Raw genomic sequence first — 11334 nt, forward strand, 5'->3', positions numbered from 1 at the left:
GCAGAAGGCGTGCAAGCTGAGTGGTCTGCGGACCATCTCGGAGTAACTAACAATCAGCGCCCCCGGATGAAAGCGCCCGATTCCCAACCCTTGCGGGCAACCCAGCTTTCTCGCGTATCGCGGCGGACCGGTTTGCTGTCCCTGCGGCGGGCGGGTTGGTTCGATGGCCGAAACTTACGCGGCGTTAGATTTCCCCGCCAGTTGATGCTTTGATCGGCGGTGACCCGCCGGTGGGAGGAAACCATGAATTTCAGCGAAATCATCTACGACAAGTCCGATCACATCGCGACCGTAACCTTCAATCGCCCGGAAAAAATGAACGCGTGGACCCCGACCATGGGTGCGGAAACCCGAACCGCCCTGCTCGACGCCGACCGCGATCCCACCATCGGCGCGATCATCGTCACGGGTGCGGGCCGCGCCTACTGCGCGGGCGCCGACATGGGCGGGTTGTCGGAAATTTCTTCCGGCCGCGCTAGCGCGACCGGAGGTGGCTCGGGCCCATCTCCCGATCCGGAAGAATGGCTTCGAGCGCAGCGTCCTGATTATCGCAACCAGTACGCCTACGTCCTTGGCCTCAGCAAGCCGGTCATCGGTGCCATCAACGGCGCGTGCGTCGGTCTCGGCTTTACGACCTGCTTGTACCAGGACATCCGCATCGCGTCCGAAAACGCGCGGATGGGGCTGATCTTCGTGCAGCGCGGCCTCGCGATCGAACACGGGTCCTCGTGGATGCTGTCCCGCATCGTTGGCGTGGCCCGCGCCGTTGAGCTGGCCGTCACCGGGCGGCTGGTCGACGCGGACGAAGCACTCCGAATCGGACTGGTGCATCGCGTCGTTGCGCAGGCCAGGTTGATTGAGACCGCGCGCGAAGTTGCCGGTCATATCGCAAACAACTGTTCGCCGCTGGGCGTCTCGGAAGCGAAGAAACTGGTGTGGCGACACTTGTTCACCGACCTGGCGACCGCAATCCGCGAGGACGACGAGTCGATGACGATGATGACCCGCTCGGAAGATTTCAAGGAGGGCGTGCGGGCCTTTATCGAAAAGCGCCCTGCCAAGTACCAGGGCAGATAAGCATCCGGAAATCCGCAGATTCGCGCGGCTTGAGCCTTCGCGATATCTGCGGATGGGTGTGCTAATTGTCCAGCGGATGTTTGAACTTGCGGTCGGGATGACGGACAGTCAGCACCGGCGCATGACACTTCTGCACCACCCGCTCCGCCACGCTCCCCATTAGAACGTGCGCCAGCCCGGTGCGCCCATGAGTGCCGAGCACTACCAGGTCAGCATTTTCGGTCTGGGCCGCGTGGAGAATTTCAAGAAAAGGTGATCCGACTTTGAGGAGGCTCCTGCTCTTGAGACCGTGGTCGCGCAGGCGCTGCACGATCTTGTCCAACTCGCGCTGCGCTATAATGCGTTGTTCTTCCGCTATCCGGCTCATGGCGCCGAGATCCATCGCCGGTCCCAGGTCGGGGCTCGCCATTACTGGCGCCAACGGCTGATCGACGTGAAGAATCACCAGTTCGGCGCCAAACTTGTGCGCCAGGTCCTCCGCGTAGCTCAGCGCCCGCGACGAATCTTCAGAGAAATCAGTCGCGGCCAGGATTTTGCTAATGTTCGGCACGTTGCGAACGATACGCCCACCTAGGGTGACTGGCAAGCACGATAACAGTCTCGACGAGGACTGGCGCGCCGCTTTAAAATCAGGGAAATTGAATGGGAGCCATGCGCAAACAGTCCGATCAACTTTTCAGCGAGTTCGAACGCTCCATCGATGAGTTCTTCGACGAGCTCTTGATCGACCGATGGCAGTGCGGCGCGGGCGAACAATTTGCCGACGCCGAAATCGTCGACTACGCGGACCGCTACGAGATTCGCCTGGCGGCGGAAGGAGTTGATCCGGAAAAGATCCAGGTGGAAACTCTCGGACGCCGGCTGACGGTGAGTGCCTCTGCGGGAGCGCACCGCAACCTGGTAAGAGCTTTTACCTTTGCCGAGAATGTCGACGCGGAAGCAGCGTCCGCGCGATGGTTAACCGGTCGGCTGACGATCACTCTACCCAAACAAAAGGCTCGCCGCATCTATCTCAAGGATTCCTGACCGGCCCCACCTGGGAGTGCCGGAACTTCGATGGACACTGAATCAACTGGCTCCAAGACTGCCCGTGAATTGAAGGCTGCGGCACCCACCGTGGAGCTTAAAGCCTCGGATCTCCGTGGGCGTGCTCCGGTCGCCGCCGACGAATTGGTCCGCGCCGCGGAGTCGCTCGAAGCAAGCGAGCTACTGGGCCAGAATCGCGCCCTGGGCGCGATTCAACTTGCGATCGGGATCGATGCACCCGGCTACAATGTCTTTATCAGCGGGCTTCGCACCCGCAACGAACGCGAATCCGCGCTGCGGTTGCTCGACGAGAAGGCGGCCACGATGCCGACGCCGGGCGACTGGGTCTACGTCAACAACTTCCGCAGTCCGGAAGCTCCCGTCGCGATCTATTTGAAAGCAGGTCAGGGACGCGACCTGACCCAAAAGATGCACGATCTGGTCGGTTACGTGATCGAACAGCTGCCCAAGGCGTTTCGGCGCGAAGACTTCGATCGCGAACGAACCACGCTGCGGGACAAGTACAACCGGCGTGCGCAGGAGCTGTTTGGCGGTCTGGAAGCGCGTGCGCGCGAGCGCGGCTTCGCGCTCCAGGGCTCGCCCGCCGGTCAAATCGTCTTCATCCCTCTGATCGAAGGAAAAATGCCGGAGTCTCCGGAAACTCTCCAGAAAAACATCGCAACCCGCTCCGATGAAGAGCGTGAGCGACTCGGCCGAGCACAGGCGGAGCTCCAAGATGAGCTCGCCAAACTGGTTATGCGCCAGCAGGAAGTGACGCGCGAGCTGATCGAGGACATTCGCGCGATTGAGCGATCATTCGCAGCACGGCTGATAACCCCCGCCATCGAGGAGACCAAGCGTCATTTCAGCAACCCGGGGGTAACCAGCTACCTCGATCAGGTCGCGGAGCATATGCTGTCCCATCTCGATCGCTTCCGCGAAGCTGCGGAACCGCGCCAAGGTGAAGACGCCCACCCGCTTGCCGATGAGGCGCCGCGCTGGTTTGAGTACCAGGTCAATCTGCTGGTCGACAACTCCAGCACCAAAGGCGCGCCGGTGGTCAGCGAAGACGCGCCGACCTATCGCAATCTCTTCGGGACTATCGAGCGCTGGATTGACCCGCTGGGTCGCAACGGGACCAATTTCACCCGAATCATCGGCGGCTCTTACCTCAAGTCTCATGGCGGATTCCTGGCGCTCGATCTCGAAGACGCGGTGATCGAACCCGGCGTATGGAAGGCTTTGAAACGCAGCCTGAAGTCGGGCCGGATGACGATCGAGACGTTCGAGCCGATCCCATTTTTTTCGACCAGCGGACTTCGGCCGGAGCCGATCGAGGTGCACACGAAGCTGGTGGTGCTGGGCGGGCCGTATCTTTACAACCTGCTCTACTTCTACGATTCCGAGTTCGCGGACCTGTTCAAGGTCAAGGCGGAGATGCGGCCAGCGGTTGCAGCCGATCGTGACGCTGCGCTCCACTATGCCGCGCGGGTGGGCGCGCTGGCGCGACGGGAGGCGCTGGGTCCGTTCTCCGCCTCGGCGCTCGAAAAAATCGTCGAGTACGGAATGCGCCTGGCCGGAGACCGCACCCGGGTAGTCGCGATACTGGAGCCGGTCGATGATCTGGCGCGCGAGTCGGCGTTTTTCTCGCGCGCCGAGCACGCCGCGCAGGTTGAAGGCTCGCACGTCGAGCGTGCGCTCGGCGAGCGGGTCCTCCGGCGGAATTTCATCGAAGAGGAAATCCGCCGCCTTATCGCTCGCGGCATACTGGTGGTGAACATCAAGGGCAGCGCGGTCGGGCAGATCAACGGGCTTGCCGTGCTCGATGTCGGCGGCTACAGCTTCGGCCGGCCCTCGCGGGTCACCGCCACCGCTGCGATGGGGCAGGCGGGCATCGTCAACATCGAGCGCGAATCGCGGCTCTCCGGCTCCACCCACGACAAGGGCGTGATGATCCTGAGCGGATTTCTACGCTCCCGATTCGGGCAAGTGCAGCCGATCGCGATGACGGCGTCGATTTGCTTCGAACAATCCTATTCGGGAATCGATGGCGACAGCGCCAGTTCCACCGAACTCTACGCTCTGCTCTCAGCTCTGGCGGGCGTTCCAATTCGGCAGGAGCTGGCGGTGACCGGTTCGGTCGATCAGTACGGAAACGTGCAGGCCATCGGAGGCGCGAACGAGAAAATCGAGGGCTATTTTCGCGTGTGCAAGGCGATCGGCTTGACGGGAAGCCAGGGCGTGATGGTGCCGCGCGCGAACGTCGAGAACCTGATGCTCGATCCCGAAATCGTCGCGGCGGTTAACCAAGGCCAGTTCCATATCTACCCCATCGACACCATCGACCAGGGTATCGAGTTGCTTACCGCGGTCCGCGCCGGTGCGCTCGACGAACCGGGGACCATCAATTGCCTCGTGATGGAGCGGCTCAAGGCCCTTTCGGAGGCGTTGCTCAATCGGGGCGCGACGGAAACCCGCATCGTGCAGGAGAGCGCTCCCGCACCTGCGCCGCCGCAGCCGCCAGCCCCGCCCGAGCCGCCACGCTAAGGCGGTGCGTTGTGATCGCGTTCAGGGCTCTCGCCGATGCCGCTTGATCTCAGATTCGATGCGACCGACGTCGCACTGTTCGCTGACCTCTACGAGTTCACCGTAAGCGCAGCGTTCTTCGAGCAGCGGATGAACGAGACCGCGGCGTTCGAGCTCTCGCTGCGCCGCCTGCCGCCCAACCGCGGCTACATGGTGGCCGGCGGCATCGAACGGATTCTGGAGACGCTCGAAGAATTCCACATCGATGAAACGGCGGTAGCACATCTCGAGTCGCTGAAACTGTTCAAACCCGAGTTCCTTGAATTTCTGGCCGGCCTGCGCTTCACCGGCTCGGTCCGGGCGCTGCGCGAGGGGACGATTTTCTTCGGCGGAGAGCCGATCCTAGAAGTCTGCGCGCCCCTGATCGAAGCGCAACTTGTCGAGACGCTGCTCCTCAACCAAATTGGATTCGCGACCATGGTTGCCACCAAGGCCGCCCGATGCTTTTCCGCCGCTCAGGGACGCCGGCTGGTGGACTTTGGACCGCGCCGCGCCCAAGGCGCTGATGCGACTTTGATTACGGCACGCGCAAGTTATCTAGCCGGGTTTCACGGTACCGCCAACGTCGCCGCCAGCCGCCGTTACGGAATTCCGGTCTACGGAACTATGAGCCACAGCTTCGTGATGGCGCACGAACGCGAGCTCAAGGCGTTCGACGATTTTGCCGGCAGCTTTCCCCGACTCAGCACGCTGCTGGTCGACACCTACGACAGCGTCGTGGGGGTTCAGAATGCTGCCAAAATCGGGGTGAAGCTCCGCGAAGTGGGTGGCAAACTGGGCGGCGTTCGCCTCGACAGCGGACGGCTTTTGGATCTAGCGACTCAGGCGCGCAAGATTCTCGACGTTGCCGGCCTCAATGACGTTCCGATTTTCGCAAGCGGCAATCTCGATGAGTATCGGATCGCCGAGCTGCTTGCCGACGGCGCGCCGATCGATGCATTCGGCGTCGGAACCGCACTGGCGGTCAGCGACGATGCGCCGGCAGGCGATTTCAATTACAAACTGGTGGAATACCGCGGTGAGCCGCGCATGAAACTGTCTGCCGGCAAAGCCTCTACCCCCGGCCGCAAGCAGATTTTCCGCGCCCGCAATGCTGCGGGCACCGACCATTCCGATCTGGTTGGCCTGATCGATGAGAGTGTCGCCACCGTGACGCGTGAATTCCGCCAGCCCCCCGCGACCGTCGCAGCGATTGTCGAAACGCAGATGGAATGCGGTCGGCGCAAACTGCCTCGACCGGCCCTCGAGGAATTGCGTGCGCAGACGCTGGCAGAATTTCCGCATCTCGACGCCCGCCTAAAGGCTTTGCGGAAACCCGCCGAGTATCCGGTCCGTCCAACCGCGACGCTCAACGCAATGATTATCAGCGAAACACTGAAATCAGAGCATCGCCAGGACTGAGCCAGCCATAGACCAACTCTTGGTCCGAAAGGTCGTCTGGGCTGTTAGCGGAGGTACTATTCTCCGAGCTTCGTCTCAGGTCTGTCTGAGCACGCGCTGGCGCAAAAAATCGGGCGCACCGATCCGCCCGCGAAGCGTTCGTGTCCAATTTCTCCGTTCAGAAAAAACGCGTGAACTTAACCGGCAGAGGCTGCAGTCTTGGTGCCCGATAACATTGCCACCGCGCCGCGCAGGCACTGTTCGGTGGTGCGCCAGTCGATACAAGGATCAGTAACGGAAACCCCATACTTGAGCTTGGACCGATCGCTGTTGATCGGCTGACTGCCGGCATCAAGATTGCTCTCCATCATTACGCCCATGATGGCCCGCGAGCCCGCGAAAATCTGCGCCACGAGCGTGTCGAACACCAGGGGCTGCTTGCGAAAATCCTTGTTGGTCTGTGCGTGCGAACAGTCGACCAGCACGCGCGGTTCCAGGCCGCTCCGTTCCAGCATCTTCACGCATTCCGCGATGCTGCTGTTGTCGTAGTTCGGATTGTGTCCACCGCGCAGCACCACGTGAGTAGCAGGGTTGCCGGTGGTTCGGATTATCGCGCTCATCCCTTCCTGCGTGATGCCCAGGAAAGAATGCGGACGGCGCGCCGATTCGACCGCATTGATCGCGGTTTGCAAGTTGCCGTCGGTGGTGTTTTTGAATCCCACCGGCATGGACAGGCCGCTAGCCATCTCGCGATGGGTCTGCGACTCTGTGGTTCTCGCGCCGATCGCCGACCAGGAGATCAGGTCCGCGATGTACTGCGGTGTGATCGGGTCGAGCATCTCCGTCGCTGCCGGTAATCCCATCTGGTTGATTTCCATCAACAACCGCCGTGCGATGCGCAGCCCTTCGCGCATGTTGCAGCTGTCGTCCATGTCGGGATCGTTGATCAGGCCCTTCCATCCCACGGTGGTACGCGGTTTCTCGAAATACACACGCATCATCACGAACATCTCGTCCATGACTTCCTCGCGCAGTGCGGCGAGACGCCGAGCATAGTCGAGCGCGGCGGCGGGGTCGTGAATGGAGCAGGGGCCGACGATACAAAGGATGCGTGGGTCCCGGGCGGCCAGAATCGCGCGAACCGTCTCGCGCGCTTCGACGACCACCGCGGCCACTGTCGGATCCGCCGGGAGCTCCCCTTTGAGCGCACGTGGAGAAATGAGCGGCTCCGCCCCGCGAACGTGTATGTCCTGAATTTGGCGCATTTCCGAACAACTACTAATATCGGAAAGCCTCCATGCAGCAAAATACGCGTCAATCTTCCCCTGGTCGGTTCGATGACGCACCTACTCTCCAATTAGGCGAGAGAGCGATATGATGAGCCAAATGCGCTCTGATTGTTGCAGCTGAGGCTCTTTGGACCGCCTTCTGAAAGGCCACTGTGAGCGAGCAGACTGAACTATCTCCCCTTCCGAAAACGCCCGTCAGTCCGGGAATTATCCCCTGGTGGCGGCGCCCTCTCTTTTGGCGGGCCATGGCAGGAATGGGGCTCGCCGTGGCGCTGGCCGCGCTCATCGTGTTGGCAGAGTTCTCGCGGGTACTGAGCCACCGCACCACGAACTACCTTCGCCACCTGCACGCGATGAACCAGACCGTTCAGCAATTGAAGCGGCGAATCGTTTCGGTGGAACGGCGCAGCGCGACCGTGGCGGAGCGGGCATCTGCCGACGAAACTTTGAAGCGCATAGTGGCCGCGCCCGATTTACGGACCATCAAGCTCACTGGTGCGGACGGGGCGAAAGCAGCAGGTGCACGGGTCCCACTTCCGTCCGGAACTCTCGCGATGAGCGCCGCTCAACGTGCGGCGGTTCTTCAGGTCGCCGGAATAAGGGCCGCGACGAAGGGCACCGTCTATCGGGTGTGGTGGGAGGAGAAACGCAAGCCCGAAACCCTGGCGGCCGAATTCATTCCTGACTCGGACGGCAAAGCAACAGTCCCGATGCCAATGCCGCCGCAACAAGCCTCGACGGTTACTGTAACGCGCGAAGTCGGTACCGATGCGCCCAAGCCATCGGGAGCCACCGTATTGAAAGGCCGAATAACCTCGGCGCCTTCGCGTTAATCAAATTTTCGAATTCCCGAAGTAGATCGGTCAAGGAGTCATTTTTCTCAGAAACAGCCCGTCCTGACAGAAATGAATAACCGTTCCCGAAATAGTGATCGCAGATGATGAGACATCTATTCCTGGCTGCTCTGACTGCGACGCTGAGCGCCCTCTCGCCAATTTCCTTTCCTGGTGGCGAAAGCGGCGTCGGCTTCGACGACCTCGGCTTCGCGCCATCGCTTCATCGCGTGCTCGTTCCGGGCGGGCGTACTGGAAAGCTGATGCTCATCGATCCAGAAACTCGGAGAACCGAAATCATTTCAGGATTCACCCAGGGTGCTGAGTACGGCGGTGGCCACGGAGAGGGAATCACCTCGGCGGACGAAGGCCCGGGCGTCATTTTCGTCACCGATCGCGGTTCGAAGCGCCTGAATGTCGTCGATAAGCAATCGGGGAAAATCGTTGCGACCGCTCCGCTCGGGGCAGGTCCCGACTACGTGCGTTTCGTCACGGAGTCCAACGAAGTGTGGGTGACGGAGCCGCGCGTGCAAGGAATCGAAGTTTTCTCGCTGCCGGCCAACGGAATACTCCGGCCGGTCTACTCCGGTTTCATCGAAGTACCCGGGGGACCCGAGGCGCTCGTGATCGGTCATCGGCAAAAGCGTGCCTATGCCAATCTATGGAGTGACACGTCGGTGGTGATCGATCTGAAGAGCCGAAAAGTCATAAGCCGCTGGCCCAACGGATGCAAAGGCTCGCGCGGCCTCGCGCTCGACGCCGAGCATGGATTCCTGTTCGTTGGATGTGAAGAGGGCAAAGTAAGCGCCCTGGGCACTGCGGACGGCAAACAGCTGGGCGAAGCATCATCAGGAGCTGGCGTCGACATCATCGCATACAATCCGGAACTCGCGCATCTCTACTTACCCGGAGGAGAGAGCGCGACGATGGCGACGATCGGCATCTCCTCGGATGGCAAGCCCTCGGTGCTTGGCACGGTCTCGACCGCCAGCGACTCGCATTGCGTGACCACCGACGGTCGAGACCAAGTTTACGTGTGCGACCCCGGGCACGGCCGAATTCTCGTGTTCAAGGATTCCCTGCCTGCTTCCAAGTAAGCCAGTGGCTGGTACCCAAAAGTTCGGCTATCGAGTCATTGTGAGCGAAGCCAAGGTCTCGCGCGTCTCCATGCAGCAACGCGACAGCAATCTAAGCCAGAAAATCTTGCAGCGCTCGCAATGCGACCGGCTCGTTCAACCACGGCGTATGTCCCACACCTGGCACTTCGACGGCGCGCGTTCCCGGGAGGACCGAGAGCATCTTGCTTACGGTCTCGCCCGTCAGCGCAGTGCTTTCAGCGCCGCGCACGATCAACACGGACGCTTTCACCTTCTGGTAAAATGACCACATCTGGATAACCCTGCCGCCGATGGCACCGCCAGTCGCTGCGCCGGAGTTCACCGCTGGATCGGTCTTCCACACCAGCAATCCGTCCGCGCCGATCTTCACCGAGTCGGCGGTCAATTTCTCCGCAACCAACTCCGGCAACAACGCGACGGGATGAAACGACTCACGGTAGAAGTGGGTCGCGTCGGCGATCGCGCGAAAACGCCTATCAGTAAGCGCGGGCTGCGCCGGGTCGGGAGCCTCGATAACGATCTCACCGCCGATATCGTTTAGCACGAGCCGATCGACGATATCTGGCGCGAGCGTCGCGAAGATCATTGCCATCGCACCGCCCATCGAACTCCCAATGAAGCTCGCTTTTTCGATGCTCAATGCTTTGAGGAACGCGCCGATATCGCCGAGATAGTTAGGCGGCGTATAGCCGTCAGGCGGTCCCCATTGGCTGTCGCCATGACCACGCAAGTCGAGCGCGAGCACGTGATGCGATGCTGTCAGATTCGGCGCGACCAGATCGAAAGCGTGCGCATTGCCGTTAAGGCCGTGCAGCAGGACCAGGTGAGGTCGGCCTTCGCTGCCATAGTCGATGTAGTGGAGTTTGAGACCGTTGATGTCGATGAATTCGCTGGTGGCCATCCGATACCCCGGGAATGTCCGGATAGTAGTTGAAAATTGGGTGGCGGCAGCACCTTGCCCGATCGAAAGATCGGATTGGTGTAAGGAGGAAAGCCGCCATGAGGAAGACTGGCAAGAAGCCGGGGAAAGAGCAAAGCGCAGCCGGGCAAGTTGGATTTCGGTTTCGCGGGCTGGCCCGAGCCGCCGTGTGGGACAGCGGAAGCATGATCCTGCGCTGGACCGCGGCAGGGGGACTCGAAGCGGAAGGTCACTTCCGCAACTGCCAGTTATCGCACCCTGCCCAGGTTGGCGACCGTGCTTCACGCTCGTGAGGTCGCGCTCGAGCGCGGAGTTGATAAACGCGCGAGGTCTCCGCTTCTGCTAGGCATGCTCCGAGGCGACGGGTAGTGGTGGACTTCTGTCTGCCTCTTCCTTCGCCCTGGACATGATGTTAGATTGGCGGTCGCTTCAGGGCGTACCTGCCTTGTTTGTTGATAAATCGGGAGCGTGGGAGCAACGTAACGTTGACACACCCGTTACGTGGCGATATTGTTTCCGTTTGCCCCTGAACTCGGGGTTGCCCCTGAAGACTGGGCTGGTCTTTGAAAACTGAATAGTAGTGCATGCCTTTAATTGGGCGGCGGGGGATCTGGAAGGATCCGATGCCTGTCCGATTTCTTTGATTTTGCGGTCAGTCCGCCGGCTTCGTGCGCGTTAGCCCGCGCCGAATCCGGTGGTGACTCTGAGCTTAAATGGAGAGTTTGATCCTGGCTCAGAACGAACGCTGGCGGCGTGCCTGAGACATGCAAGTCGTGGGAGAATGTCGTAGCAATACGGCTAGTAAACCGGCGCACGGGTGAGTAACACGTGGACAATTTGCCGGTGAGTCTGGGATAACCCGTCGAAAGACGAGCTAATACCGGATAAGACCACAGGAAGTTCGCTTCCCGAGGTAAAAGATGGCCTCTGCTCATGCAAGCTATCACTCATCGAGAAGTTCGCGGCCTATCAGCTAGTTGGTGAGGTAACGGCCCACCAAGGCTAAGACGGGTAGCTGGTCTGAGAGGATGGTCAGCCACACTGGGACTGAGACACGGCCCAGAGTCCTACGGGATGCAGCAGTCAGGAATATTGCGCAATGGAGG

General features: G+C 60.8%; 10 protein-coding genes and 1 rRNA gene. 8 read left to right on the forward strand and 3 right to left on the reverse strand.

Annotated elements, in window-relative coordinates; translation table 11 throughout:
- Positions 1 to 243: 243 nt before the first annotated feature.
- Positions 244 to 1077 (forward strand): enoyl-CoA hydratase-related protein, encoded by an 834-nt coding sequence (locus VGI36_10795; GenBank protein ID HEY2485630.1) that lies wholly within the window; start codon positions 244 to 246, stop codon positions 1075 to 1077.
- 61 nt (positions 1078 to 1138) lie between these two features.
- Here VGI36_10795 and VGI36_10800 read toward each other — a convergent pair whose 3' ends face one another.
- Positions 1139 to 1663 carry a universal stress protein gene (locus VGI36_10800; GenBank protein ID HEY2485631.1) on the reverse strand — a complete coding sequence of 175 codons (525 nt, stop codon included), beginning with the start codon at positions 1661 to 1663 and terminating at the stop codon, positions 1139 to 1141.
- Between the two features lie 56 nt (positions 1664 to 1719).
- Here VGI36_10800 and VGI36_10805 point away from each other — a divergent pair, with 56 nt between their 5' ends.
- From VGI36_10805 to VGI36_10815, 3 genes are read left to right on the forward strand one after another with little or no spacing between them, the layout of a single operon-like run.
- Positions 1720 to 2103, forward strand: a complete 384-nt coding sequence (locus VGI36_10805) for an Hsp20/alpha crystallin family protein (protein HEY2485632.1) — start codon at positions 1720 to 1722, stop codon at positions 2101 to 2103.
- A gap of 30 nt (positions 2104 to 2133) precedes the next feature.
- On the forward strand, positions 2134 to 4650 hold the full coding sequence (locus tag VGI36_10810; GenBank protein ID HEY2485633.1) for an ATP-binding protein: 2517 nt from the start codon (positions 2134 to 2136) through the stop codon (positions 4648 to 4650).
- 36 nt (positions 4651 to 4686) lie between these two features.
- Complete coding sequence (locus VGI36_10815) at positions 4687 to 6090, forward strand: nicotinate phosphoribosyltransferase (GenBank protein HEY2485634.1); 1404 nt, start codon at positions 4687 to 4689, stop codon at positions 6088 to 6090.
- Positions 6091 to 6266: 176 nt separating this feature from the next.
- On the opposite strand, the gene VGI36_10820 is transcribed toward VGI36_10815, so the two are convergent.
- Positions 6267 to 7334 (reverse strand): 3-deoxy-7-phosphoheptulonate synthase, encoded by a 1068-nt coding sequence (locus VGI36_10820; protein HEY2485635.1) that lies wholly within the window; start codon positions 7332 to 7334, stop codon positions 6267 to 6269.
- Positions 7335 to 7510: 176 nt separating this feature from the next.
- Here VGI36_10820 and VGI36_10825 point away from each other — a divergent pair, with 176 nt between their 5' ends.
- Entirely contained in the window at positions 7511 to 8191 is a 681-nt protein-coding gene (locus VGI36_10825) for an anti-sigma factor (GenBank protein HEY2485636.1), read from the forward strand.
- 104 nt (positions 8192 to 8295) lie between these two features.
- Positions 8296 to 9288: a hypothetical protein gene (locus tag VGI36_10830; protein ID HEY2485637.1), complete on the forward strand. Its 993-nt coding sequence runs from the start codon at positions 8296 to 8298 to the stop codon at positions 9286 to 9288.
- 91 nt (positions 9289 to 9379) lie between these two features.
- Here the strand turns inward: VGI36_10830 and VGI36_10835 are convergent, their stop codons facing one another.
- Positions 9380 to 10210: an alpha/beta hydrolase gene (locus VGI36_10835; protein ID HEY2485638.1), complete on the reverse strand. Its 831-nt coding sequence runs from the start codon at positions 10208 to 10210 to the stop codon at positions 9380 to 9382.
- A 98-nt stretch (positions 10211 to 10308) separates the two neighbouring features.
- On the opposite strand from VGI36_10835, the gene VGI36_10840 reads away from it, so the two are divergent.
- Complete coding sequence (locus VGI36_10840; protein ID HEY2485639.1) at positions 10309 to 10521, forward strand: hypothetical protein; 213 nt, start codon at positions 10309 to 10311, stop codon at positions 10519 to 10521.
- 417 nt (positions 10522 to 10938) lie between these two features.
- Positions 10939 to 11334 (forward strand): 16S ribosomal RNA (locus VGI36_10845); the annotation flags it as partial.

It is taken from the genome of Candidatus Binataceae bacterium (genome assembly GCA_036495685.1).
Lineage (GTDB): Bacteria > Desulfobacterota > Binatia > Binatales > Binataceae > JAFAHS01.

Excerpts from the sequence above, each read along its gene's own strand:
- VGI36_10795 (HEY2485630.1), top strand. The coding sequence starts at position 244 with ATGAATTTCAGCGAAATCATCTACGACAAGTCCGATCACATCGCGACC.
- VGI36_10805 (HEY2485632.1), top strand. The coding sequence starts at position 1,720 with ATGGGAGCCATGCGCAAACAGTCCGATCAACTTTTCAGCGAGTTCGAA.
- VGI36_10810 (HEY2485633.1), top strand. The coding sequence starts at position 2,134 with ATGGACACTGAATCAACTGGCTCCAAGACTGCCCGTGAATTGAAGGCT.
- VGI36_10815 (HEY2485634.1), top strand. The coding sequence starts at position 4,687 with ATGCCGCTTGATCTCAGATTCGATGCGACCGACGTCGCACTGTTCGCT.
- VGI36_10820 (HEY2485635.1), bottom strand. The coding sequence starts at position 7,334 with ATGCGCCAAATTCAGGACATACACGTTCGCGGGGCGGAGCCGCTCATT.
- VGI36_10830 (HEY2485637.1), top strand. The coding sequence starts at position 8,296 with ATGATGAGACATCTATTCCTGGCTGCTCTGACTGCGACGCTGAGCGCC.
- VGI36_10835 (HEY2485638.1), bottom strand. The coding sequence starts at position 10,210 with ATGGCCACCAGCGAATTCATCGACATCAACGGTCTCAAACTCCACTAC.
- VGI36_10840 (HEY2485639.1), top strand. The coding sequence starts at position 10,309 with ATGAGGAAGACTGGCAAGAAGCCGGGGAAAGAGCAAAGCGCAGCCGGG.